General features: G+C 69.4%; 25 protein-coding genes. 19 read left to right on the top strand and 6 right to left on the bottom strand.

Features of this window, described 5'->3' with window-relative positions:
- The first annotated feature begins 74 nt into the window (after positions 1-74).
- From CLV71_RS15245 to CLV71_RS15185, 13 genes are all read left to right on the top strand, one after another.
- The gene (locus CLV71_RS15245; protein WP_133903413.1) at positions 75-1,916 is read left to right on the top strand and encodes an acyl-CoA synthetase; all 1,842 of its coding nucleotides are present in this window, start codon (positions 75-77) and stop codon (positions 1,914-1,916) included.
- Between the two features lie 111 nt (positions 1,917-2,027).
- Positions 2,028-3,218 carry a S8 family peptidase gene (locus CLV71_RS15240; RefSeq protein ID WP_133903412.1) on the top strand — a complete coding sequence of 397 codons (1,191 nt, stop codon included), beginning with the start codon at positions 2,028-2,030 and terminating at the stop codon, positions 3,216-3,218.
- 188 nt (positions 3,219-3,406) lie between these two features.
- Positions 3,407-3,742, top strand: coding sequence for a transposase (locus CLV71_RS15235; protein WP_341771568.1), 336 nt, complete (start codon positions 3,407-3,409; stop codon positions 3,740-3,742).
- A 394-nt stretch (positions 3,743-4,136) separates the two neighbouring features.
- The gene (locus CLV71_RS15230; RefSeq protein WP_133903411.1) at positions 4,137-5,372 is read left to right on the top strand and encodes an acyl-CoA dehydrogenase family protein; all 1,236 of its coding nucleotides are present in this window, start codon (positions 4,137-4,139) and stop codon (positions 5,370-5,372) included.
- Between the two features lie 18 nt (positions 5,373-5,390).
- On the top strand, positions 5,391-6,188 hold the full coding sequence (locus CLV71_RS15225) for an SDR family oxidoreductase (protein ID WP_133903410.1): 798 nt from the start codon (positions 5,391-5,393) through the stop codon (positions 6,186-6,188).
- Positions 6,185-7,225 (top strand): phosphotransferase family protein, encoded by a 1,041-nt coding sequence (locus CLV71_RS15220; protein ID WP_133903409.1) that lies wholly within the window; start codon positions 6,185-6,187, stop codon positions 7,223-7,225. The genes CLV71_RS15225 and CLV71_RS15220 overlap by 4 nt, the downstream gene beginning before the upstream one ends.
- Positions 7,222-7,872 carry a histidine phosphatase family protein gene (locus CLV71_RS15215; protein ID WP_133903408.1) on the top strand — a complete coding sequence of 217 codons (651 nt, stop codon included), beginning with the start codon at positions 7,222-7,224 and terminating at the stop codon, positions 7,870-7,872. Before CLV71_RS15220 ends, CLV71_RS15215 begins: the two co-directional genes overlap by 4 nt.
- A gap of 8 nt (positions 7,873-7,880) precedes the next feature.
- Positions 7,881-8,861 (top strand): SMP-30/gluconolactonase/LRE family protein, encoded by a 981-nt coding sequence (locus tag CLV71_RS15210; protein ID WP_133903407.1) that lies wholly within the window; start codon positions 7,881-7,883, stop codon positions 8,859-8,861.
- 541 nt (positions 8,862-9,402) lie between these two features.
- Positions 9,403-10,704 (top strand): ABC transporter substrate-binding protein, encoded by a 1,302-nt coding sequence (locus CLV71_RS15205; protein WP_133903869.1) that lies wholly within the window; start codon positions 9,403-9,405, stop codon positions 10,702-10,704.
- Between the two features lie 79 nt (positions 10,705-10,783).
- Positions 10,784-11,785 (top strand): carbohydrate ABC transporter permease, encoded by a 1,002-nt coding sequence (locus CLV71_RS15200; protein WP_243866475.1) that lies wholly within the window; start codon positions 10,784-10,786, stop codon positions 11,783-11,785.
- The gene (locus CLV71_RS15195; RefSeq protein ID WP_133903406.1) at positions 11,782-12,624 is read left to right on the top strand and encodes a carbohydrate ABC transporter permease; all 843 of its coding nucleotides are present in this window, start codon (positions 11,782-11,784) and stop codon (positions 12,622-12,624) included. Before CLV71_RS15200 ends, CLV71_RS15195 begins: the two co-directional genes overlap by 4 nt.
- Positions 12,625-12,654: 30 nt before the next feature.
- Positions 12,655-15,195: a glucosidase family protein gene (locus tag CLV71_RS15190; RefSeq protein ID WP_208297575.1), complete on the top strand. Its 2,541-nt coding sequence runs from the start codon at positions 12,655-12,657 to the stop codon at positions 15,193-15,195.
- A gap of 177 nt (positions 15,196-15,372) precedes the next feature.
- Positions 15,373-16,128: an NPP1 family protein gene (locus CLV71_RS15185; protein WP_133903405.1), complete on the top strand. Its 756-nt coding sequence runs from the start codon at positions 15,373-15,375 to the stop codon at positions 16,126-16,128.
- Positions 16,129-16,171: 43 nt separating this feature from the next.
- Here CLV71_RS15185 and CLV71_RS15180 read toward each other — a convergent pair whose 3' ends face one another.
- Both CLV71_RS15180 and CLV71_RS15175 read right to left on the bottom strand, forming a co-directional pair.
- Complete coding sequence (locus CLV71_RS15180; RefSeq protein ID WP_243866474.1) at positions 16,172-16,948, bottom strand: ABC transporter permease; 777 nt, start codon at positions 16,946-16,948, stop codon at positions 16,172-16,174.
- Positions 16,941-17,903 (bottom strand): ATP-binding cassette domain-containing protein, encoded by a 963-nt coding sequence (locus CLV71_RS15175; RefSeq protein WP_133903404.1) that lies wholly within the window; start codon positions 17,901-17,903, stop codon positions 16,941-16,943. The genes CLV71_RS15180 and CLV71_RS15175 overlap by 8 nt, the downstream gene beginning before the upstream one ends.
- A gap of 106 nt (positions 17,904-18,009) precedes the next feature.
- On the opposite strand from CLV71_RS15175, the gene CLV71_RS15170 reads away from it, so the two are divergent.
- From CLV71_RS15170 to CLV71_RS15160, 3 genes are read left to right on the top strand one after another with little or no spacing between them, the layout of a single operon-like run.
- Positions 18,010-18,756, top strand: a complete 747-nt coding sequence (locus tag CLV71_RS15170) for a TetR/AcrR family transcriptional regulator (protein ID WP_243866473.1) — start codon at positions 18,010-18,012, stop codon at positions 18,754-18,756.
- A 51-nt stretch (positions 18,757-18,807) separates the two neighbouring features.
- Complete coding sequence (locus CLV71_RS15165; protein ID WP_133903403.1) at positions 18,808-19,470, top strand: DUF998 domain-containing protein; 663 nt, start codon at positions 18,808-18,810, stop codon at positions 19,468-19,470.
- Complete coding sequence (locus CLV71_RS15160; protein WP_133903402.1) at positions 19,467-20,108, top strand: LysE family translocator; 642 nt, start codon at positions 19,467-19,469, stop codon at positions 20,106-20,108. Before CLV71_RS15165 ends, CLV71_RS15160 begins: the two co-directional genes overlap by 4 nt.
- Here the strand turns inward: CLV71_RS15160 and CLV71_RS15155 are convergent.
- Positions 20,105-20,311: a hypothetical protein gene (locus tag CLV71_RS15155; protein ID WP_133903401.1), complete on the bottom strand. Its 207-nt coding sequence runs from the start codon at positions 20,309-20,311 to the stop codon at positions 20,105-20,107. The genes CLV71_RS15160 and CLV71_RS15155 overlap by 4 nt on opposite strands.
- 203 nt (positions 20,312-20,514) lie before the next feature.
- Here CLV71_RS15155 and CLV71_RS15150 point away from each other — a divergent pair, with 203 nt between their 5' ends.
- Positions 20,515-20,874 carry a DUF6319 family protein gene (locus CLV71_RS15150; protein ID WP_243866472.1) on the top strand — a complete coding sequence of 120 codons (360 nt, stop codon included), beginning with the start codon at positions 20,515-20,517 and terminating at the stop codon, positions 20,872-20,874.
- On the opposite strand, the gene CLV71_RS15145 is transcribed toward CLV71_RS15150, so the two are convergent.
- On the bottom strand, positions 20,871-21,557 hold the full coding sequence (locus CLV71_RS15145) for a DUF1361 domain-containing protein (protein WP_133903399.1): 687 nt from the start codon (positions 21,555-21,557) through the stop codon (positions 20,871-20,873). The two genes, CLV71_RS15150 and CLV71_RS15145, sit on opposite strands and share 4 nt — an antisense overlap.
- A 45-nt stretch (positions 21,558-21,602) precedes the next feature.
- Here CLV71_RS15145 and mgrA point away from each other — a divergent pair, with 45 nt between their 5' ends.
- Both mgrA and rbsK read left to right on the top strand, forming a co-directional pair.
- Positions 21,603-22,646, top strand: a complete 1,044-nt coding sequence (gene mgrA / locus CLV71_RS15140) for an L-glyceraldehyde 3-phosphate reductase (RefSeq protein ID WP_133903398.1) — start codon at positions 21,603-21,605, stop codon at positions 22,644-22,646.
- Entirely contained in the window at positions 22,643-23,521 is an 879-nt protein-coding gene (gene rbsK, locus CLV71_RS15135) for a ribokinase (RefSeq protein WP_133903397.1), read from the top strand. Before mgrA ends, rbsK begins: the two co-directional genes overlap by 4 nt.
- Here rbsK and CLV71_RS15130 read toward each other — a convergent pair.
- The gene (locus CLV71_RS15130) at positions 23,514-24,500 is read right to left on the bottom strand and encodes an o-succinylbenzoate synthase (protein WP_133903396.1); all 987 of its coding nucleotides are present in this window, start codon (positions 24,498-24,500) and stop codon (positions 23,514-23,516) included. The genes rbsK and CLV71_RS15130 overlap by 8 nt on opposite strands.
- Before the next feature lie 12 nt (positions 24,501-24,512).
- Complete coding sequence (locus tag CLV71_RS15125) at positions 24,513-24,992, bottom strand: gluconokinase (protein ID WP_133903395.1); 480 nt, start codon at positions 24,990-24,992, stop codon at positions 24,513-24,515.
- Positions 24,993-25,047: the final 55 nt, after the last annotated feature.

Here is a 25,047-nt window from a genome sequence, read left to right as displayed (position 1 = left end):
GAGTGGAGAGTTCTGTGTGCCGATCTCACTCGAACGGGTGATCGAAATGGCCATTTTCGGCCTCGTCGCGGAGGATGGACCCAGACATCCACGGCGGGTTCGAGGAAGGAGATCGACGTGAAGACGTGAACGGGCCGGGTGTGGCTCGTCCACGCTGGGACTGGCGAGGTGACCGACGGTGTGCTGGACCGTTAGTTAACTCTCCAGTAGCTTCAGGTGGACGGCACGACGAGGAGGTCGGCGACGTGTTGAGGGCACTCGGGCAGGTACCCACCGCTATCCGCGGGCTTGACGTGCTCAGACGAGCAGGTCTCGCTCCTGTCACGCGCCCCGACCAGTCGTTGCGTTCGCTGCTCGTGCTGCGGAAACTTGGGCCGATCGCCGGAGCGGCCAGAGTCGCGGCCAGGCGGGACCATCGGGCTGTGGGACTCGTCGACGAGCTAGGTCCACTGACCTATCGCCAGATCGACACGCGGTCCAACGCGTTGGCCAGGGCTTTCATGGCCAACGGGCTGGGGGCCGGGTCCGTGATCGCACTGCTCGCCCGCGATCATCGGGGTGCCGTGGACACCATGGTCGCCGCGGGGAAACTCGGGGCGCGGATCCTGCTCATGAACACCGGGTTCGCCAAGCGGCAGCTGGTGGACGTCGCTCGACGGGAGAAGATCAGCGCGGTCGTCCACGACCAGGAGTTCACCGAGCTGATCGACGAACTCGACGGCGACCTGCCTCGGTTCCTCGCCTGGGTCGACGAGGAGCACGCCGAGGGCGGCGACGGGCTGGTGGACAGGCACGGCAACGGCAGGGGCAGCGGCAGAGTCGACGGCACGACGACGATCGAGGAGCTGATCGCCGGCTCTGATGATCGGCCGTTGGCCGATCCGCCGTCACCCGGCGGATTGGTGTTGCTGACGAGCGGTACCACCGGCACCCCGAAGGGGGCGCCGCGGACCGTGCGCTCGCCGCTTGCCGCCGCGCAGTTCCTCGACCGCATTCCTCTGCGTACCGGGGAATGCACCGTCATGGCAGCGCCACTGTTCCACGGGACCGGGCTCTCGCAGTTCCTGTTGTCGTTCGCGCTCGGGTCCACCGTCGTCCTTCGGCGACGGTTTGATCCAGAGGCCACCGTGCGCGCGATTCAGGACAATCACGCGACGGCGCTCGTGCTCGTCCCCACCATGTTGCGGCGAATCGTCGATCTCGGAAAGGAAACACTCGGCCAGTACGACACGTCGTCATTACGCATCATTTTCTGCGCGGGATCCGCATTGCCACCCGAGCTGGGCAACCGCGCGACCGAGGCGTTCGGCGACGTGATCCACAACCTCTACGGGTCCACAGAGGTCGCCGTAGCGACCGTCGCCACGCCGGACGACTGGCGTCGGGCTCCTGGCACGGTGGGACGCGCGCCGGTCGGCTGCCGGGTCGCTCTGTTCGACGACGACGGCAACCGGATCACCGCACCGCACGTGGTCGGTCGGGTGTTCGTTGGCAGCATCCTCTCGTTCGAGGGGTACACCGACGGCAGACACAAGGAGACCATCGACGGACTCCTGAGCAGCGGCGATCTGGGGCACTTCGACGACGGCGGACTGCTGTTCATCGACGGCAGGAACGACGACATGATCGTCTCAGGCGGCGAGAACGTGTTCCCCGGCGAGGTCGAGAACCTCCTGCTCGAGTACGACGGCGTCATGGAGGCCGCCGTGATCGGGGTGCCGGACGACGACTATGGACAGCGGTTGGCGGCCTATGTGGTCACCCGTCCGGGTATCAAAGTGGACGGTGAGGAGCTCAAGTCGTTCGTCAAGGGCAACCTCGCACGCTTCAAAGTGCCGCGTGACGTCGTGTTCGTCGACGAGTTGCCCCGGAATGCCACCGGCAAGCTGCTGCGAGACAGGCTTGCACACGGTTAGGCCCTGCTAACTATTCCCGACGAAAGTCGGATGTGCCTTCCATTCCTGGGTAATCACACTTACAGGTGACGTGCGGCGTGCATGTCAGTCGGGGATCGGAAGGGCAACACAATGAAATTCACGAGTCGGGGCAGGCTGATCGCGGGCGCTTCGCTCGCGGGTGCTGTAGCGATCGCAGCGGCGGTTGTCGGCATTCCCGCACAGGCGACCCAAGGACAGGTTCGGTCGGCGAACACCGAGAACGCGGTGGACGGCAGCTACATCGTGGTGCTGAAGGACAGCGCGGCAAGCACCACAGTGTTGGACGAGGCCACCAGCCTCGCAGGCACGTACGGCACCCAGGTCAGCCGCACCTACACGACCGCCCTTCGCGGCTTCGCCATGCACGCGACCGAGGAGCAGGCCAACAAGCTCGCCGGTGATGACTCGGTGGCATACGTGCAGCAGAGCCAGACGTACTCGGTCAACGACACCCAGGAGAACCCGCCGTCGTGGGGCCTGGACCGCATCGACCAGCGCGACCTGCCGCTCGACGACGCGTACAACTACGACAGCAAGGGCGACGGCGTCACCGCGTACATCGTCGACACCGGCGTCATGATCGACCACCCGACGTTCGAGGGCCGCGCGACCAGCGGTTACGACGCGATCGACGATGACGACGACGCCTCCGACGGAAACGGGCACGGCACCCACGTGGCCGGCACCGTCGGCGGCGCCGAGTACGGCGTGGCGAAGGGCGTCAGCATCGTCGCCGTACGCGTGCTCGACGACAACGGCAGCGGCACGACCGAGCAGGTCGTAGCGGGCCTCGACTGGGTCGCCCAGAACCACAGCGGCCCGTCGGTGGCGAACATGAGCCTGGGCGGCGACGCGGACGACGCACTCGACGAGGCAGTGCGCGGCGCGATCAACTCCGGCGTGACCTTCGCGGTGGCGGCAGGCAACTCCTCGGCCGACGCGGCGGAGTCCTCCCCGGCCCGCGTCGACGAGGCAATCACCGTAGCCGCATCGGACGACACCGACGCCCAGGCGTCCTTCTCCAACTACGGCGCGGTCGTCGACCTGTACGCCCCGGGCGTGGACATCACCTCGTCCTGGAACGACGGCGGAACGAACACCATCAGCGGCACCTCGATGGCCACTCCGCACGTGACGGGCGCCGCCGCGCTGTACCTGTCGGCCAACCCGGAAGCGACACCGGCGGACGTACAAGCGGGCCTGACCGCCGCGGCGACCCCGGACAAGATCACCGACGCCGGTCCCGACACGCCGAATCTGCTGCTGTACACCGGCCAGTGAGTTGTCCACAGCCGCACCACTTGTCCACAACCAAGATCGACAACCCCGTGTCGTCACCCCCTCCTGGGGCGTGTTCTGAAGTTCTGACCAGGGTCTCCGTGTGGTCTGCGGCGTGTTGTTGATCATGTAGGCGAGGTCTCCGGTAAGACGATCGTCGACCAAGAAGATCATCTTTATCCGGAGACCTCGTGGTCAGCGCAGTGGTGGCGGGGCGGGCGGCCCTGACCGATGAGCGGTGGGCGATGTTGGAGCCGTTGTTGCCCATGTCGAAACGGTCAGGTCGTCCGCCGATGTGGACGAAACGGCAGCTCATCGATGGGATTCGGTGGCGGTTGCGGGTGGGTGCCCCGTGGCGGGACGTGCCGGTGGTGTATGGGCTGTTCCGGCGGTGGCATCGCACGGGTGGGTGGACGGGGATCGTGGCCCGGTTGCAGGCCATCGCGGACGCTGTGGGACGGCTGGGGCTGGTTGGTTGCGTGGGGCTGGTTGGTTGCGCAGCGGTCGGTCGGCGGCCGACCGACTAGGTTCGCAACGCTGACCGGTTTGACGGGGGCTGCTTTTCTCGCAGGCCGGCGGCCTTCGCGGGGACCAGTAGATTCGCGGAGCAGCCAGCGGCAGGGCACGACCGGAGAGCCGGCTGGATCGCAGGGCGGCAACTTCGGAGGGGCTGACGACTCCGCGATGGCGTTTGGGTCGTCGGGGTTCTACGGGGCTTCGGCGAGCCCCTTGTTGTCGATGACTGCGGAGTGGGTGTGACCGTCGTCGGTGGCACGATCCACGCGGTCGGTTCTGGACAGTGCGCTGGTCGGGAGGCTGGAAGCCGCCCAGGACGGGTGGGAGCGGTGACCGATGTCACCTGCCGTCGGGGGTGGGTTGGTGCTCCCTTTGGCGGGTTTTTCGGGGCTAGGGTGCTTGTTTGTGGACTTCTCGCATTCGGCCATGGCGGCTGACTACCTGCACCGGGTGTCCGACTTCGTGCGGAACGAGGTCGAGCCGGTGGAGGGCGAGTACCACCGGGCCCTGCACGCGGGTGACAGCCCCTGGACGGTCCTCCCCGTCGTCGAAGAGCTCAAGGCCAAGGCCCGCGACCACGGCCTCTGGAACCTCTTCCTCCCCGACTCCGAGCGTGGCGCCGGCCTCAACAACGTCGAGTACGCACCGCTGGCCGAGCAGATGGGCCGATCGTTCCTCGCCCCCGAGGTGTTCAACTGCAACGCCCCGGACACCGGCAACGCCGAGGTCCTCCTCCAGTACGGCAGCCCCGACCAGCAGGCCCAGTGGCTGGAGCCGCTGCTTCGCGGCGAGATCCGGTCCGCGTTCTGCATGACCGAACCCGCCGTCGCCTCCTCCGACGCCACCAACATGGCGGCCACCGCGACTGTCGACGGGGACGAGATCGTCCTCAACGGACGGAAGTGGTGGAGCACCGGCGTCGGTCACCCCAACTGTCGGTTCGTCATCTTCATGGGGCTCACCGACCCCGCCGCGGACCGGCACCGGCGGCACTCCATGGTGCTGGTGCCGACCGACGCCCCGGGGGTCAAGGTCGAGCGGATGTTGTCCGTGTTCGGGCATCGGGACGAGCCCTACGGGCACGGTGAGGTCAGTTTCACCGACGTCCGGCTGCCGCTCGACAACGTCATCGCCGGGCCGGGCCGTGGGTTCGAGATCGCTCAGGGGCGGCTTGGGCCTGGGCGGATCCACCACTGTATGCGCCTGATCGGGCTTGCCGAGCGGTCGCTCGAGCTGGCGCTCACGCGGGGCACCTCCCGCGAAGCCTTCGGGAAGCCCCTCCTCAACCTCGGGGGCAACCGGGAACGCGTCGCCCACGCCAGGATCGCCATCAACCAGGCCCGGCTCCTCGTCCTGCACACCGCCTGGCTGCTCGACACCAAGGGCCTCGCCGGCGCCCGCAGCGAGGTCTCGCAGATCAAGGTCGCCGTGCCCAACATGGCGCTCGACGTGATCGACATGGCCATCCAGCTGCACGGGGCCGCCGGCCTCTCCGAGGACTTCCCCCTCGCCGCCGCCTACGCGGGCGCTCGTTCGCTCCGTCTTGCCGACGGGCCTGACGAGGTGCACCTCGGGCTCGTCGCCCGCTACGAGATGGCGCCCTACCGGAGCGGGACCAGCGAGGGAGGCGGCCGGGGATGAGCACCGCGACCCACCGGCATGGCTGACCGGGTCCTCGTCACCGGCTCGGCCTCGGGGCTCGGGCGGGCGGTCGCCGCGCGCTTCCTGCGGGCCGGCCACCGGGTGCTCGTCTCCGATGTGGACGGGGACCGGGCCGAGGCGTCCGCGAACGAGCTCGGTGCGCAGTCGATCCGGCTCGACGTCACCGACGACGGTGACTGGGCTGCCGCCCGGGACTGGTGTGAGCGCGAGTGGGGCGGGCTCGACGTGCTCGTCAACAACGCGGGTGTCGCGGCGGGCGGGCGGTTCGAGAAGGTCGGCATCGCCGACTGGGACTGGATCTGGGAGATCAACGTCAAGGGCGTCATCCGGGGTTGTCGCACGTTCGTGCCGGACTTCAAGGCCCGCCGGTCCGGTCACCTGGTCAACGTGGCCTCCCTCGCCGCGATCATGAACCTGCCCGCCATGAGCTCGTACAACGTCACCAAGGCCGCGGTCCTGTCGCTGTCGGACACCCTCCGCCTGGAGCTCGAGCCCTACGGCGTGCGCACCACCGTCGTGTGCCCGGGCTTCGTGCGCACCAACCTCAACGAGCGCCTGCGCAGCCCCGACCCCGCCATCGCCAGGCTCATGGACAAGCTGATGGCCTCGTCCACGGTCACCCCGGACGACGTGGCCGAGCAGGTGTACGACGCCGTGGCGCGTGGGCGGTTCCTCGTGCTCACGCACACGGACGGGCGGCGCTCCGCGCTGCTCAAGCGGTTCGGGCTCACCGACGGCCAGGTGCGCAAGTACTGGGCGCGGCTGCGCGGGGCCGTGGAGAAGGGAGACACGTGAAGGACGAGCCGGGTGCGCTGCGGGACGAGGACGCGTTCGACACGTCGGCCGTGCACGAGTGGCTCTCGGCCACCGTGGACGGGCTCACCGGCCTGCCGACGGTCCGACAGTATCCCGGCGGCGCGTCGAACCTGACCTACCTGCTGTCCTACCCGGACCGCGAGCTGATCCTGCGCCGCCCGCCCGCCGGCCAGAAGGCCAGGTCCGCGCACGACATGCGCCGCGAGTACACCGTGCAGAAGCAGCTCAAGCCGGTCTACCCGTACGTGCCGACCGTCCTCGCGCTGTGCACCGATCCCGACGTCATCGGCTCCGACTTCTACGTCATGGACCGCATCGAGGGCATCATCCTGCGTGGCGACCTGCCCGAGGGGATCACGCTGACGCCGGAGGAGGCGTCGAAGCTGGCCTACCGCGTTTTCGACCGGCTCATCGAGCTGCACGAGGTCGACCCGCAGGCCGCGGGGCTCGCCGACCTCGGCAAGGGTGCGGGCTACGTCGAGCGGCAGGTCCGCGGCTGGTCCGATCGCTACCGCGCCGCCCGCACCCCCGACTCGCCGGACGGCGAGGCGGTCATGGCCTGGCTGCACGAGAACCAGCCCGGTGACGTGCGGACCTGCGTGATCCACAACGACTTCCGGTTCGACAACGTCGTGCTCGACGACGACCTCGACACCGTGGGCGTGCTCGACTGGGAGATGGCCACCCTCGGCGACCCGCTCATGGACCTCGCGGGCAGTCTCGCGTACTGGATCCAGGCGGACGACGACGACATCGCGCTCCTGTCGCGGCGCCAGCCGTCGCACCTGCCCGGCATGCCGACGCGCCGTGAGCTGGTCCACCACTACTGCGAGCGCATGGGCCTGCCCTACGACAACTGGCTGTTCTACGACGTGTTCGGCGCCTTCCGGCTCGCCGTGATCATGCAGCAGATCTACTACCGCTTCCACAGCGGGCAGACCCACAACCCGGCGTTCGCGAACCTGGGCATGTTCGTGGGCTACCTCTTCGCCCGGTGCGAGAAAAAGCTCCGATGACCGCCGTCTACCTCCTCCGGCACGGCCAGGCGTCGTTCGGTGCCGCCGACTACGACACCCTCTCGGCGGTCGGCAGGCAGCAGGCCGCCGTGCTCGGCACCGAACTGGGCAGGCGGGAGGTTGACGTCCACGCGGCCTGGAGCGGCACGCTGCGCCGCCAGCTCGCGACGGCCTCGGCGTGCCTCGAAAGCGGCGGGTTCGACCTCCCCGTGCGCGAGGACGCCCGCTGGAACGAGTACGACCACCTCGGACTCGTCCCCGCGGGCCAGCCGGCGCCCTCGGAGTCCCGCGACTTCCAGCGCCAGCTCGACGTGGCGATCGAGTCGTGGATCACCGGCGGACACCCGGCGGGGAGCACCGGCACGTGGCTCGAGTTCACCGGTGGCGTGCGGGCGGCGCTCGCCGAGGTGTTCGACGAGCTGCCCAGGGGCAAGGCCGCGCTCGTGTTCACCTCGGCCGGGGTGATCAGCGCCATCTGCGCGGCGCTACTGTCGGCGCCGACCGCCGGTTACCTCGCGCTCAACCGCACCATGCCCAACGCGGCCATCACGAAGCTGGTCAGCGGCCGATCCGGGGTGAGTCTGGTGTCGGTCAACGAGCACGGCCACTTCGAGGGCCCGCACCGCGGGCTGCTGACCTACCGGTAGGAGCTGACATGGCCCGACGCCCGAAGATCTCGCCGCAGGTGTGGCGCCCGGCCAAGGCCCCGAAGTCGGCCCCGGACCCGCTGCCGCCACTGACCGTCGTGCCGGTCAACGGGAACGGCGCCGAGGACGTGCTCGTGGACAAGGGGCACGTGTTCACCGGCGTCGACGACGGCCGGATCCTGCGGCTGACCCCCGACGGGCGGCGGCTCGACCTCATCGTCGACACGGGTGGGCGGCCGCTCGGCCTGGAGCGGTACCCGGACGGCAGGCTGCTGGTGTGCGACGCGAAGCGCGGGCTGCTGCTGGTGTCGCGGCAGACCGGCGAGGTCGAGGTGCTGGTGGCCCGCGGCCCGGGCCTGCGGGTGTGCAACAACGCGGCCGTGGCCAAGGACGGGACGGTCTACTTCACGGACTCGACGTCGCGGTTCGAGCTGGAGCACTGGAAGGCCGACCTGCTGGAGCACAGCGGCACCGGCAGGCTGCTGCGCCGTTCGCCGGACGGCACGGTCGACGTGCTGCTGTCCGGGCTGTTCTTCGCCAACGGGGTCGCGCTGGCGCCGGACGAGTCGTACGTGGTGGTCGCGAGCACCGGGTCCTACCGGCTCGACAAGATCGAACTGCCCTCGGGGCGGCACGTCGTGCTCGACGACAACCTGCCCGGCATCCCCGACAACATCTCGACCGGCTCCGACGGGCTCGTCTGGGTCGCCCTGGCCTCGGCGCGGGTGCCTGCGCTCGACATCGCGCTGCGGCTGCACCCGGCGGTCCGCAAGGCCGTGTGGGCGCTGCCGGAGTCGTTGCAGATGAAGGACAAGCGGGTGGTCTGGGTCCGTGCGGTCGACGGCTCCGACGGGCGGGTGGTGCACGACTTCCGGGGCGCGCGGCCCGACTACCACCTGGTGACGGGCGTGCGTGAGTACGAGGGCGTCGTGTACATGGGCAGCCTCGAGGAAAGGGCCGTCGCCTACTTCTCGCTGCCGGGGCGATAGGCCATCACCCCTGGGGGTGACCGGAACCGGCCACCGGAATCCGGCGTCGAACCTTCCACCGCCCGGTAACCGGGCGGCCATTGTTGCCGAAAAGCAACCAGTCGTACCTGGTCGGCGACGGTAGGGCGTCGGTCCTGCCGCAACGCGTTCCGGGTGCCGCCATTCGGCGGCGTTCACTCCGTCATCCGGGCGCGGACCGTTCGCCTGCCGAAGCCGTGAACTCCGTTGCGCTCTATAACAATTCCGGGGTTGACACTCGCGAGTGCGCTGGTCCACGCTTGGCCGCCGTTGACCGATCAAGCTAGTGGGATCCGCGCCGGCGACGGCCTGGTCACAGCCTGTCTCGGTCCGAAAAGGACCACCGAAGAGGAGTCGAGGATGACTCGGTACGAGAGCCGCGAACGCGTGCGTCGTGTGCCGTGCCGCCACACCTCGACCATTCCTCCTGTGTTCTACTCGCCACTTTCCAGGTGTACCCGCTCTGTTCCACATGGCCCAGTGGTGCGGGTTGGTTCCATTTTGATCGACAGGAGTAAACGTGATGATAGGTAAAGCAAGCGTGCGCGGTGCCGCCTTGCTTGCCGTCGCGGCGGTCGTGCTGGCCGGCTGCGGCGATAGTGGGTCCGACGACTCGGGCGGCGGTCAGTCCGGGGCGCTCGAAGGCCGTGGCCCGATCAAGTTCGCCACGGGCAAGGACACGTCCGGCAACATGCAGAAGCTCGTCGACGAGTGGAACGGCAAGCACCCGGACGAGAAGGTGACGATCACCGAGCTCCCGGAGTCGGCCGACGACCAGCGCGACGCGATGGTCCGCAACGCGCAGGCGAAGTCCAAGGAGTTCACGATCCTGAACATGGACGTCGTCTGGACGGCCGAGTTCGCGGCGAACCGCTGGGTCGAGGAACTCCCGCAGGACCAGTTCGACCTCGACAACTTCCTCGAGCCCGCCGTGAACACCGCCAAGTACCGCGACAAGCTGTACGCGGTCCCGGTGTACTCCGACGGCGGCCTGCTCTTCTACCGCAAGGACCTCCTCGACGCGGCGGGCGTGACCGAGGCGCCGAAGACGTGGGACGAGATGAAGACGGCCTGTGACAAGGTCAAGGCGCTGCCGGGTAACGCCGCTCTTGGCTGCTACGCGGGCCAGTTCGACAAGTACGAGGGCCTGACGTGCAACTTCTCCGAGGCCGTGCAGTCGGCGGGCGGGTCGATCCTCGACGAGTCCGGTAAACCGACCGTGGACACCCAGGAGGCCAAGGACGGCCTGAACTTCCTGGTCGACGGCGTGAAGTCCGGTCAGATCCCGCAGGCGGCGGTGACCTACCAGGAGGAGCCGAGCAGGCGTGCCTTCCAGGACGGCGAGCTGATCTTCCTCCGCAACTGGCCGTACGTGTACGCGAAGGCCGGTGCGACCGACGGCTCCTCGAAGATCAACGGCAAGTTCGAGGTGGCCCCGCTGCCCGGCAAGTCCGGCCCGGGCGTGTCCACCCTCGGTGGCCACAACTTCGGGATCTCCGCGTTCGCCGAGAACAAGGCGACCGCGCTGGACTTCATCAAGTTCTTCACCAGTGAGGAGGCCGAGAAGTCCAACCTCCTCGCCACCTCGCAGGCGCCGACGCGGGCGAACCTGTACGACGACAAGGAGCTGGTGGAGAAGTTCCCGTACCTCACCACGTTGAAGGAGTCGATCCTCACGGCGGTGCCGCGGCCGCAGGCCGTGAAGTACGGCGACGTCACGGCGGCGATGCAGGAGGCCGCGTACAGCGCGATCAACGGTCAGGCGAGCACCGACGACGCACTGAAGGATCTCCAGTCGAAGCTGGAGTCGCTGACCACGCAGTAGCTCCGTGTGTGCCGGCCGGTGCGTCCACGAAGGGCGCACCGGCCGGCATCCGGCTATTCACACACCTGGGAGTCCTGTCGTGACAGTGACCACCGCGCCGCCGCCCACCACGGCAGGCGCAGCAAAACCCCCCTCGGCGAAGTCCGACCCGCAGAAGCACGGCCGCCTCGCCCTGCTGCTGCTCACCCCGACCTTCCTCGTGCTCGCGCTCGTGGTCGTCTACCCGCTGATCTCCGCGATCCGGGAGTCGCTGTACCGCAAGCAGGACGGGCTCGACGAGAACGGCTTCGTCGTCGAGGGCAACCAGTTCGTCGGCGTCGACAACTACGCCGACATCTTCAGCGGCGAGACCGGGACCCGGTTCTGGAACGCCTTCTTCAACACCACGTTCTTCACCGTCACCACGCTGGTCCTCGAGGTCGTCATCGGTGTCGCCATGGCGCTGGTGATGCACCACGCGTTGCGTGGCAAGGGCCTCGTGCGTGCCAGCATCCTCGTGCCGTGGGCCATCCCCACGGCGGTGTCCGCGATCATGTGGCAGTTCATCTTCCAGGCCGACGGTGTGGCCAACGAGGTGCTGAACTCGCAGATCCTGTGGACCACCGAGGGTTTCCAGGCCAAGATCGCGGTCATCATCGCGGACGTCTGGAAGACCGCGCCCTTCGTCGGGCTGCTGGTGCTCGCCGGGCTGCAGATCATCTCGAACGACGTCTACGAGGCGGCGAGGGTCGACGGCGCGTCCGGCTGGAAGCAGTTCTGGCAGATCACGCTGCCGCTGGTCAAGCCCGCGCTGCTGGTGGCGATCCTGTTCCGCGGCCTCGACGCCCTGCGGATGTTCGACCTGCCGTACGTGATGATCGGCAGGCGAAAATCCTCCGTCGAGACGCTCTCGATGCTCGCGCAGGAGGAGGCGGCGAACCTGAGAATCGGTCCTGCCGCCGCGTACGCCGTCATCCTGTTCATCTACGTGGCACTCGTCGCCTACGCGTTCGTCAAGCTCCTCGGCGCGGACGTCCTCGGTGAGGCACGTACGCGGTCGAAGGAAGCCAAGGCACGCAAGGACAGGGCGGTGACGGCATGACGGACCAGACGAAGCTGCCCACCGGCCGCAGGTGGTTGCTGCACATCGGTGTCGCGATCATCGTCGTGTACTGCCTGGTGCCGTTCTACTGGATGATCGTCTCGGCGTTCCGGCGGCCGAGCGACGTCGCGGACAAGTCGGTGATCCCGAGCCCGTTCTCGCTCGGGAACTTCGACGCGGTGTTCAGCCCGAGCGTCGGCTTCTGGCGGGCGCTCGGCAACAGCGTGATCGTCGCGGGCGTCACCACGATCCTGACGCTGATCGTCGGCACCTTCGCGGCGTACACGATCGCGCGGCTGGACTTCCGGTTCAAGAACGTCGTCGCGGGGATCGTCATCGCGACGTCGATGTTCCCCGGTGTGGCGCTGTTGGTGCCGCTGCTGAAGCTGTTCACCGACATCGGCTGGATCAACTCCTACCAGGCGATGATCATCCCCGACCTCTCGTTCGCACTGCCGCTCGCGGTGTGGACGCTCGCCACGTTCTTCCGGCAGATGCCGAAGGAGCTGGAGGAGGCGGCCATGGTGGACGGCCTGACGCGTGGACAGGCGTTCCGCCAGGTGATCCTGCCGCTGGCGGCGCCCGGCATGTTCACCACCGCGATCATCACGTTCATCGCGGCGTGGAACGAGTTCATCATCGCGCTGACCATGGTCAACGACAAGGACATCCAGGTCGCGACGGTGACGATCTCCCAGTTCACCGGCGCTTCCGGTTTCGACAGCCCGTTCGGTACGAAGATGGCGGCAGGCGTGATCGTCACGGTGCCACTCGTGATCGTGGTGCTGATCTTCCAGCGACGCATCATCGCAGGCCTGACAGCTGGAGGCGTGAAGTAGATGAAGAAGCCGGTCTTACTGTGCTCCGCGTTGGCACTCGTCGTTACCGCGCTGGCGGTTCCGGCCGGCGCGGAGGGCAGATCGGACAGAGACCTGGCCGGGGGAGCGTTCGCCGGACGCCACCCTACCGAGCTGTCCGAGACGACGAGACTGGCTGACCGCCGGGCGCTCGTCACCGGCGACCGCACGATCGCCATGGGCGACGCGGACGGTCTGTACCCGGCAAGCGGCTGGCACATCCGCGGCGAGATGGGCGGCATCTGGGCGCCGCCCGTCAAGCTGCTCGACGGCATCTGGTTCGCCGTCGACGGTTCCTGGCTCGGGGCGGACACCCCGGCCGCGCGGTACACGACCGGCTGGGGCTACCAGCGGTTCGCGTACCAGCCGGCCGGGGTGTCCGTCGACCGGGTCGACTTCGCGCCGGACGGTGTCGGCGCGACCGTGATCGGGTTGACGCTGCGCAGCTCGTCGGCGCGGTCCGTCGACCTCGCCATGGACGCGCACTCCGAGCTGATGACCGCCTACCCGTGGGGCTGGACGACACCCGGTGCGGCAGAGGCGAACCTGCCCGACACGGCGTCCACCGCGGACGGCACACTGGTGTTCCGCGAGCAGGGCGCCGGACACGACTACGCGGCCGTGGTGGGTTCCTCCGCCAGGCCGGTGAGCTCCGCGCTGGGCCCCGACCACCGCGGCCCGCAGGACCCGGCCGTGGTGTGCCCGGCCGACGGGACCGCGCCGCCCCGGTGCGACGACTCGGCGTTCGGCAAGGGCACCGGCGGCCGGCTCGACTACTCGGTGCGGCTCTCGCCGGGCCGGGCGACGACCGTGTGGTTCACGGTCGCCGGCTCCGACCAGGGACTCGGCGCGGCACGCGGCGAGTACCGACGTGCCTCGGCCGACCCGGTGCGTGCGCTGCGGTCCAAGGTGGACGGTCGGGCCGCGGTGGCACGCAACACCGTCGTGGACCTGCCGGGTGACCGGCTGCTGCAGCAGAGCGTCGACTGGAGCAAGCAGAACCTGGCCGACTCGGTGCAGGAGGCCCACGACCTGCAGCTTCGGGACACCGACGAGGGCAGGGCCTATCCCGAGCCGGTCGGCACCCTCGACAAAGCACGCTGGATCGGGGCTGGCTTCCCCGACTACCCCTGGCTCTTCGGCACGGACGGCGAGTACACGGCGTTCGCGGCCGTCGCCGCGGGACAGTTCGACGCGGTCAAGGCGCACCTGCGCTCGCTGCGGGACGTCAGCGAGGTCGTGAACGCCGGAAGCGGCAAGCTGGTGCACGAGGTCGTGTCCACCGGTGATGTGTACTTCGGTGTCAACGGCGACGCGGGCAACACCGACGAGACGGTGAAGTTCCCGAGCGCTGTCGCGCTGGTGTGGCGCTGGACCGGCGACAACAGGTTCCGTGACGACCTCTACGACTTCTCGGTCCGCAACCTCCGCTACGCGGTGTCCACTCTGGACGCCGACGGCGACGGCTGGCTCGAGGGCCTCGGCAACGTCGAGCGCACGGGCATGGGCGTCGAGAAACTGGACAGCACCGCGTACTTCATCCGCGGACTGCTGGACCTCGCGGACATGGCCGCGTCCAAGGGCGACACGGCGACCGCGAACTGGGCGACCACGAAGGCGACCGACCTCCGGACGCGGTTCGAGGCGGCGTGGTGGGCAGGCGATGACGCCAAGGGCTACGCCGAGTCGATCGACGACCCGGCCGACCCCGCGAACGACAACCGCCAGGTGTTCCAGCGCCACTGGACCGGCGTCACGCCGATGGAGATCGAGCTGCCGGGCGGCACCCCGCTGGCGTCGCCGACGCACGGTCCCGAAGCGTTGGCGCAGCGGGAGAAGAACTGTTACACGGGCGAGTTCGGCCTGTACCACACCGGTTCCGGCCCGACCTCCGCGCCGGAGGGCAACCCCGGTCCGTCGTGCGACACGGTGGTGTCGACGGTGAAGAGCGAGCGGTCGACGTACTCCCTCAACACGGCGGTCATGGCGGTGGCGGAGGGCAACTTCGGCCGCCTCGGCCCGCAGGAGGCGTACACGACCGGCAACGCGCGGATCCAGCTCGACCCGACCGTGTGGGAGACCCCGGGCGCCATGCCCGAGGTGGCCCCGTCACCGGACTCCCCGGCGAACATCGACCGCCCGTTCTACGACCGGTCGATGGCACTGCAGGCGTGGGGCACCTACGGCACGCTGTGGCCGGTCGTGCACCAGTGGCTGGGGGTGTCGCCGTCGCTGGGCACGGGTGCGCTGTCGGTGGTGCCGCAGCTGCCGCCGAACCAGAAGTCGGTGTCGGGCAAGAACATCCGCCTCGGCGACCGCGGCTCGGTCGACGTCTCGGCGACGCTGAGGGGCAACCACCTGACGACGACGGTCCACCTCGACGGGACCAGGGCCGGCCTGACCGTCGGCGCGGTCCTGCCGGCGGGCAAGAAGCCGGCGTCGGTGACGTTCAACGGCAGGAAGGTCGCCTCCCAGGTCGTCCAGACCACCCGAGGTGCGGAGGTTCGCGCCGAGGTCCGTGGCGACGGCAGCCTGACCGTGACTCTGCGGTAACGAGTGCTGCTCATCCTGGTCGGCGAGGAGACGCCCGTCGCGCTGGGCTCGACGGATAGTAAGCACCTCGTCACTTTGCCGACCATCGGCGGTTGACTCCCGCTGATCAGCCCGGCTTACGTTGACGGCGTTGGTCGCCCCTGCAAGACCAACGCAGTCAACGGAGAGGGCACTGCGATGCGTGTGGGAAGACGAGCCGCGGTAGTGGTCGCGACGGCCACCCTGTTCACAGTTCTGATACCTGCCACCGCCTGGGCGGACCCGCCCCGGTCACTGCCGGCGAGCTACGCGGCGGCCGACGGCAGGTGGCAACCCGCCTTCGACTACGACGGCGACGGCTGCTACCCGACCCCGGCCATCGGTCCCGACGGCACGATCGCGCCGGGACTCAACAACTCCGGCGCGCTCAACGGCAGCTGCCACGACCAGTCCGACCTGGACAACACGAACTCCTACTCGCGCTCCAAGTGCGACAACGGCTGGTGCGCCTACCTCTACGACCTGTACTTCGAGAAGGACCAGGCCATCCCCGGCTGGGACTGCTGCGGTCACCGCCACGACCTCGAACACGTCGTGATCTGGGTGCAGAACGACGTCGCGCAGTACGTCTCGGTGTCCAAGCACGGCAACTACGACACCTACCCGCGCTCACAGGTGGCGTGGGACGGCACGCACGCCCACGTGATCTACCACAAGGACGGCCTGTCGACGCACTGCTTCCGCATCGCGAGCATGACCGAGACGCCGGAGAACCACTACGGCACCTGGCAGTACCCGGACCTGGTCAGCTGGGACAACTTCCCCGCCGGCATCCGTGACCGGCTCGTGGCCGCCAACTTCGGCAGCGCGAGCCTGGCCATCAAGGACGGTGCCTTCGCCGACAACCTCACCAAGGCCAAGCCTGCCGGCATCACGTTCAACCCGAACGCCTGACCCGAGAAAGGGGGCGGCCCCTCGTCCGCCCCCTTTCCCTTCCTCACCTGGTCCGGCGACGGAACAGGCGACCGGTCGCCGCGACGGCCACCCCGAGGATCCCGACGCACCAGGCGAGGGCGATCCACGGGCTGTCGCCGACCGGCGTGCCGAGCAGGAACCCGCGCAGCGACTCGATGAGCGGGGTGAACGGCTGGTTGTCCGCGAAGCCGTGGATCCACGACGGCATGGTCTCCACCGGCACGAACGCGCTGCTCGGGTAGGGCAGGAACATCACGAAGAACGTGAACCCGCCCGCCGCCTCCGGGGTCCTCGCCAGCAGCCCGACCGCCGCTGCCGCCCACGACAGCGCCACGATCGCGACGACGAGCAGCCCGACGGCGGCCAGCCAGTCCACGAAGGACGCCGACGGCCGGAAGCCGATCAGGAACGCTACGCCGAGCACGATCGCCGTCGAGACGAGGTTGCGGGCGGTGCTCGCGGCGACGTGCCCTCCCAACACGGCCGCGCCCCGCACGTCCAGCGACCGGAACCGGTCGATGATCCCGCCTGTCATGTCGTTCGTGACGGCCACCGCGGTGAGCGAGGCGCCGAACGACGCGCACAGCATGATCACGCCGGGCACGACGTAGGTCACGTACTCGGTGCCGGTGTCGATGGCGCCGCCGAACAGGTAGACGAACAGCAGCATCAGCATGATCGGCAACGCGAGCGAGGTCAGCAGGGCGTCCCCGTTGCGCATGGTCAGCCGGGTCGACCGGCGCACCATGACGAGCAGGTCGCCGACCGGCGAGGCCGGCCGCAGGGCGAGGTCAGACACCGGCGGGCTCCTTGTGCGCGGTGGTCGCGTGCCCGGTCAGCGCCAGGAACACGTCGTCGAGGGTCGCGGAGTGCACGGCGAACCGGTCGATCACGCGCCGAGCGGGGTCCAGGTCGTCGAGCAGCGCGCGGACGTGCGCGGCGCTGCCGTCCGTGGCGACCGACAGCGTGAGCCGGTCGCGGTCGGGCACCAGGGCCCGCTCGCCGAGGTAGCGGGTCATCATGTCGAAGCCGGTGACGTCGGTGAGCGAGAGGTCGAGGCGGTGCTCGGCCACGCGCTGCTTGAGCTGCGCGGACGTGCCCTCCGCGACGATCCGGCCGCCGTCGACCAGGGCGATCCGGTCGGCCAGCCGGTCGGCCTCCTCCAGGTACTGCGTGGTGAGGAAGATCGTCACGCCGGAACGGGTCAGCTCGGTGATCACCCGCCACATCTCGGCGCGGCTGCGTGGGTCCAGGCCCGTGGTCGGCTCGTCGAGGAAGATCACGGCAGGCGGCACGATCAGGCTCGCGGCCAGGTCCAGCCTCCTGCGCATGCCGCCGGAGTACGTGCCGACCCGCCGCGTGCCCGCCTCGACCAGGTCGAACCGCTCCAGCAGCTCGTCGGCGCGCCTGGCCGCCACCCGGCTCGACAGCCGGCACAGCCTGCCCATCATCTGCAGGTTCTCCCTGCCGGACTGCAGCTCGTCGAGTGCCGTGTCCTGGCCCGTGAGGCTGATGGCCCGGCGGACCAGGCCCCGCTCCCGCACGATGTCGTGCCCGGCCACCCGTGCCGTGCCCCCGTCCGGCGCGATCAGGGTGGTGAGGATGCGGACCGTGGTGGTCTTGCCCGCGCCGTTCGGGCCGAGCAGCGAGAACACGCTGCCCCGCGGGACGTGCAGGTCGACACCGGCCAGCACCCGCACCTCCCCGTATGACTTCGTGAGGCCGGTAGCCTCGATCGTTGGTTCCTCGGGCATGGGTTCTCCCTGAGAAGGTCGAGGAGCTTCTGCGTACGAGATAAACCGTATTGCGTAGGACATAAACAGTAAATCAGGGATGTCCCTGGTTGAGGGGTCAGGGTTGATGACCGACGACACGGGTCTGCCGGCCAGCTTCGAGATGGCGTGGGGCATCCGCGACCGGCCGAGGAAGGGGCCGAGGCGCGGGCTGTCGCTGGAGCAGATCGTCGACGCCGGTATCCGGGTCGCGAATGCCGAGGGCATCGGCGGTGTCTCGATGAGCCGGGTCGCGAACGAGCTGGGCACGTCGGCGATGTCGCTCTACCGGTACGTGGCGGCGAAGGACGAGCTGCTGTGGCTGATGATCGACGGCGCGTTCGGCCAGGTCGAGTTCGAGGTGCCGGTCGAGGGCACCTGGCGGGAGCGGCTGGAGGAGTGGGCCGCGATCGAGCTGCGCGCGTACCGCCAGTTCCCGTGGGTCGTGCGCATCCCGGTCAGCGGCGCGCCGATCATGCCCAACCAGCTGCGGTTCATGGAGTGGGGCCTGCGCGCGCTCGGTGACACGAAGCTGGCGGAGGGCGAGAAGCTGTCGGTGATCCTGCTGCTCACGAGCTTCACCAGGAGCTTCGCACTGCTCAGCGGTGATCTCGCCGCCGCGTTCGAGGCAGGCGACCCCCTGGCGCGCGCCGCGGCGGGTTACGGCAGGTTGATCAAGACATTGACCACCGTCGAGGAGTTCCCGGCACTGCACGCGGTCGTCGACTCGGGTGTCTTCGAGGACGACGAGTTCGACGGCCTCGACAGCGACTTCCACTTCGGGCTGGAACGCATCCTCGACGGCGTCGCGGCACTCGTCGCGCTCCGCGAATGACCGGTATGTCTTCTTACGCTGTTCATAGGTTCGCTCGCTAGCCTCGGTCGTATGCACTCCAGAACCGCGCTGGCCGGCGTCGTCGCGCTGGTGGCGGGCTGCGTGTTGATGCTGGTACTGCACGTGATCCCGCCGACGAACGAGATCAGCCCGCTGCGCAGGACGCTGTCCCAGTACGCGCTGACCTCCAACAAGTGGCTGTTCGACGTCGCGGTGCTGCTGGTGGCGCTCGGTTCGGTGCTCGTGTTCGTCGCGGTGGTGCGTGCCCGCGAGGTGCCGCTCTACTCCGGCGCGGTCCTGCTCGGCGTGCTGTGGGTCGCGAGCCTGCTGGCGATCGTCACGTTCACCAAGACGAACTGGACGGTCGGCCCCAGCATCGGTGGCATCGTCCACCGGTACGCGAGCGCGGTGGGGTTCGTGTCGCTGCCGCTCGCGGTGCTTCTCCTGGCGGGCAAGGCATTGCCTGATCGTCCGCTGTGGCGGACGGCGTCGCGCGGGTTCGCCGTGGTGTCGCTGGCGTGGTTCGGCGTGATCGTCGTCGGGGTGGTCCGGATGGCCGCCGGCTACGGGCCGTGGTGGCTGTTCGCGCCGCTCGGCCTGGTCGAACGCGCGATCGCGTTGACCGCCGTGGCCGCGATCACGACGCTCGCGCTGGGCCTGGCCCATAAACCACGCGACGAGGCACGGACGGGAGACCTAGTCTCGGCGGCATGATGTCGCTCGGTCAGGTCCTCGCCTTCACACTGCTGTCGGTGGCCGTCATCGCGGTGCCGGGGCCGAGCGTGCTGTTCACCGTCGGCCGCGCGCTGACCGTCGGGCGCAGGCAGGCGCTGCTGTCCGTCCTCGGGAACGCGCTGGGGGCGTACGTGCAGGCGGTGGCCGTCGCGGTGGGTGTCGGCGTGGTCGTCGAGCGGTCCGTCGCCGTGTTCACGGTGATCAAGCTGGTCGGCGCCGCGTACCTGGTGTTCCTCGGCGTGCAGGCGATCCGCCACCGCCGCAAGGTGACCGAGGCGCTGTCGGCCGGCATCCCGACCGTCATCCCGTCGCGGCGCGCGCTGCGTGACGGCTTCGTCGTCGGCGTGACCAACCCGAAGGTGATCGTGTTCTTCGTGGTGGCGCTGCCGCAGTTCACGAACCCCGTCGCGGGAAACGTGCCGATGCAGATGCTGGTGCTCGCCGCGGTGTTCCCGGTCATCGCGCTGGTGATGGACAGCATGTGGGCACTGCTCGCGTCGACGGCGAGGACCTGGTTCTCCCGTTCGCCCCGACGGCTGGAGATGGTCGGCGGCACCGGCGGCCTGATGATGATCGGGCTGGGCGCCACGATCGCGGTCACCGGCCGCAAGGACTAGACAGCCGGCAGGAGTTCCCACGCGGCCGCGGCGAGGTCGCGGGCCTTGGGGCCGTGCGGCTCGTAGGCGGCCTGGCCGGTGAGGCTGCACGGGTCGACCTCGTCGCGGACGTTGGTCTGGCTGTCGAGGCTGACCGGCTTCTCGTCCGCCGGCACGGCCGACCGCTGCACGCACGCCGTCAATACCAGGGCGGCTGCCAGCACGCACAGGCCGACCCGAAGACGAGGCCCGACGGCCAGCCGCGATGATGACTGACGCGTGTCGTGGACCGGCTCCCGGAGCGGTCGGCGAACGCATGTTCTAATATGCCCGCCCAGCGGCGTCCCCATGACGAAGGAGCGTAACGGTGTCCCCAACTACCGAGGACAAGCCGGCGGACCAGCCTGTCGAGGCGGCTGAGAAGGCTGTGCCAGCAGAGACCGCCGCCGCCCCGACGGAGTCCACCCCCGCACCGGCCAAGCGTGGCCGCAAGCCGGGCAGCACGGCACGCAAGACCCGCACGGTCGAGCTGACCCTGACGGTCACCGGCACGTTGGACGGTGAGTGGCAGGCAGAGCTGTCGCACTCCGGCAGCCGTGTGGTCCAGGGTCTGGCGATCCCGGCCGCCGCGGTGTCCCGCGCGGCCGCCGAGCTGCACGAGGACATCTCCAAGGCCATCGAGTCGGTGCTCGACGTGGCCCGCGAGCAGCACCAGGCCCGCCTGGCCGAGCTGGAGGAGGAGCTGACCAAGGTCAAGCAGGCCCTGGCGGACCTGCAGGAGGGCTAATCCCGGTTTTTGTGTGAAGTCTGCGCCTGAGCAACAGTCAGCTCAGGGGAACGTGACGGCACCCAGCCACAACCCACCTCGGCAGCTGGACCTGCGCCGGGACGCAGCCCACACATGAAATTTCGGAGAGGCGGACTAGTTCTGGCCAGGGCCGCGCCGCCCGCCAGGATCGCGAACAGGATGAAGAGCACGGCGAACGTCCTCGGCTGGGGGACGCGGACCAGGTCGAGCAGCCCACCGGGGTTGGTGACCAGGTCCCACGAGTTGAACCGGAACACCCGGCCGAGGACGATGCCGACCGCGCACAGCGCGTGCAGGGACAGGTCCGTGAACAGGACCGCCCGCCGTGACACGCCGTGATCGGCCAGCCAGCGTTCGAACCGGACGAGTGACAGCACGTAGGCGGCGAACCCGGCCGCGAACAGGCACACGTACTGGCCGACGAGAGCGGCCGCGAGCCACTGGTGGCCGTGTGCCACGGACAGTTCCCTCGGCAGGTGGAGGACGTCCGTCAGCACGTATGGCGCGTTCGGCAGGAACGCGACGAACACGGCGCCACCCGAGACCAGCACCCATCTGGGGCGGTCGTGCCGGCCGAACAGGACGCGGGCGAGCGCCAGCGGAACCAGGGCCAGCACCAGGTTCCAGCCCATCCATCCGACGTTGTTCACCAGCGCGGACATAACATCACGGTACCCGCGATCACAGATCACAGGAGGCCGAAGAGCATGAGCGTCCCGCCCGCATACGAGGCAGCGCAGGACCGCTACGACACGAACATGTCCTACCGCAGGTCCGGGGACTCCGGGCTGCGGCTGCCGGCGATCTCGCTGGGCCTGTGGCAGAACTTCGGCACCGAGGTGCCCCTGGAGCAGTGCCGGGCGATCCTGCGCCGCGCGTTCGACCGGGGCGTCACGCACTTCGACCTCGCCAACAACTACGGCCCGCCCTACGGCTCCGCCGAGTCCAACTTCGGCGCGCTCTTCGCCCAGGACTTCCGCCCGTACCGGGACGAGCTGGTCATCTCCACCAAGGCCGGCTACGACATGTGGCCCGGCCCGTACGGCCAGGGCGGCGGCTCCCGCAAGTACGTGCTCGCGAGCCTCGACCAGAGCCTGTCCCGCATGGGGCTGGACTACGTCGACATCTTCTACTCGCACCGCTTCGACCCCGACACGCCGCTCGAGGAGACGATGAGCGCGCTCGCGTCCGCGGTGACGCAGGGCAAGGCGCTCTACGTCGGCATCTCCTCGTACTCGCCGACCAAGACCCGCGAGGCCCACGCGTTGCTCGCGGGCATGGGTGTGCGGCTGCTCATCCACCAGCCGTCCTACTCGATGCTGAACCGCTGGATCGAGCCCGACCTGCTCGACACGCTCGGTGAGCTGGGCGTCGGCTGCATCGGCTTCTCCCCGCTCGCGCAGGGCATGCTGACCAGCCGCTACCTCGACGGCGTCCCTGCCGACTCCCGCGCCGCCCGTGAGGGGTCGCTGTCGCAGTCGATGCTCTCGGAGGACAACCTCGGCCGCATCCGCGCGCTGAACGAGATCGCCGGCGGCCGTGGCCAGACCCTCGCCCAACTCGCGCTGGCCTGGACGCTGCGGGACAGCCGGATGACCTCGACCCTGATCGGCGCGTCGAGCGTGCGTCAGCTCGACGACAACCTGGGCGCCCTGGACAACGCGGAGCTGACCGACTCCGAGCTGGCCGAGATCGACAAGTACGCGGTCGAGAGCGGCATCAACCTGTGGGCGAGGTCGAGCGCGGAGTGACCATCACGGTCATTGGGAGCTGCAACGTCGACTTCGTGGTCCCGGTGGCGGAGCTGCCGGGGCCGGGGGAGACGGTGCTGGGCCGTGACCACCTGAAGACGCCCGGCGGTAAGGGCGCCAACCAGGCGGTCGCGGCGGCCAGGCTCGGCTCGCGGGTCGTCTTCGTGGGCTGCGTGGGCGATGACGACCTCGCCACCACCATCCGTACCGCCCTCACCGACGCGGGTGTCGAGCTGACCTGGCTGCACACGGCCGAGGACACGCCGAGCGGCATCGCGTTGATCACGGTGGCCGACGGCGGCGAGAACACGATCGCGGTCAGCCCCGGCGCGAACGCCCGGCTGAGCCCCGAGCACCTCAACACGTCGCTGCTGGAGTCGACCGACGTGCTGCTGGCCCAGCTGGAGATCCCCCTCGAGGCCGTGCAGGCGGCGGTCGAGGCGGCCCACGGCCGGGTGCTGCTCAACCCGGCCCCGGCGCGGGAGCTGCCACCCGAGCTGCTGGCGCGGGTGGACGTCCTGATCCCGAACCGGTCGGAGCTCGGCGTGCTGGCGGGCGCGCCGGAACCCACCACCACCGACGAGGCCGCGGCCCTGGCACGGTCGCTGACCGGCCCGTCCGCCGTCGTCGTCACCCTCGGCGCGGACGGCGCGCTCGTGGTGGCAGACGACGAGGTCACACACGTCCCGGCCGTCGAGGTGGACGCCGTCGACGCCACCGGCGCGGGTGACGCCTTCTGCGGTGCCCTCGCCGACGCACTGGACCGGGGCTCGACGCTGGTCGAGGCGACGCGGTGGGCGGTACGCGTGGCCGGCATCTCGACCACGCGACAGGGCGCGCAGACGGGCATGCCCCGTCGCGAGGACGTCAGTTGAGCACGCGGCCCTGCTCGACCAGCCGCGCGAGCCGGTCCCGCCACCACTGAACCTGTGCCGGGTCCCGCAGCTCGTAACGGTCGAGCAGCGCGGGGTCCGGCGTGGGGGTGACGGGCGCGACGGGCAGGTACCCGTCGACGGGGGTCAGCGCACGCGCGGGCCCGACCACGTCCCCGGCGAACAGCGACAGCGTCCCGAGCCCACAGGCGAAGTCCAGCTCCGGCAGGGCCCCGGCGAGCGCGAGCCCGGCACTGAGCCCGACCGACGTCTCCAACGCCGAGGACACCACGACCGGCAGCCCGCAGGCCTCGGCGACCCGCAACGCGCGTCGCACCCCGCCGAGCGGCGTGCACTTGATCACGGCCACGTCAGCGGCCCCGGCGACCGCGACCTTCATGGGGTCCTCGGCCCGCCGGATCGACTCGTCGGCGGCGATCCGCACCGAGGTCCGCCGCCGCACCAGGGCCAGCTCCTCGATCGTGGCGCAGGGCTGCTCGACGTACTCGAGCCCACCGGCGGCCCGGTCCAGCAGGGGAATCGTCCTGACGGCCGTGTCGACGTCCCACAGCCCGTTGGCGTCGACCCGCACCTGCCCGTCCGGCAGGGCGTCCCGCACGGCCTCGAGCCGCGCGATGTCCTCGTCCAGCGAGCCGGGGTGGTCGGCGACCTTGACCTTGACCGTCCCGCAGCCGGACGCGGCGACGATCTCGTGCGCCACCTGCGGCCCCACCGCGGGAACGGTGGCGTTGACGGGGATCCGCCCACGCACGGGGTCGGGCCAGCCGACGGTGCACGCCTCGATCGCGGTGGTCAGCCAGGACGCGGACTCGCGGTCGTCGTACTCGGGGAACGCGCAGAAGTCGCCCCACCCGGCGGGGCCCTCGATGAGCATGCCCTCGCGCACGTCGATGCCGCGGAACCGCGTGACCATGGGGATCGCGTAGGCCCTGGCCTGGTCGAAATCGATCATCGTCTTCATCAGTGACCGAAGCTACTCCAGAAACCGCGCCACGATGTCATCGACCGGCAGTGCGAGGTCGACCACGACGCCGCGCTCGTCGTCGCCGAGGGGTTCCAGCGCGTCGAACTGCGACCGCACGAGCGACTCGGGCATGAAGTGCCCCTCCCGGGAGGCCACCCGCTGCCGCACGGTCTCCTCGTCACCATCCAGGTGCAGGAACGTGACGTCCGGCGCCCTGTCCCGCAGGGTGTCGCGGTAGACGCGCTTGAGTGCCGAGCAGGTGACCACGCCGCCCATCTGCCGGTGGGCACGCAGCCAGTCCCCGATGGCCCGCAGCCACGGCAGGCGGTCCGTGTCGTCGAGGGGCGTCCCCGCCCGCATCTTCGCCACGTTCTCGAGGCTGTGGAAGTCGTCGGCGTCGGCGTACGGCACGCGTAACCGCTCCGCCAGCGCCATGCCCACTGTGGACTTTCCCGACCCCGTAACCCCCATCACCACAACAAGCGCCATGCGCCCATGCTGTCATCCCGAGGGCCGCAGCCCTACCCCTCGGCCCAAGTCCGGC

This window comes from Actinophytocola oryzae (assembly GCF_004364325.1).
Lineage (GTDB): Bacteria > Actinomycetota > Actinomycetes > Mycobacteriales > Pseudonocardiaceae > Actinophytocola > Actinophytocola oryzae.
Note: the sequence above shows the minus strand (reverse complement) of the source record. Positions and strands in the feature narration are given on the sequence as shown.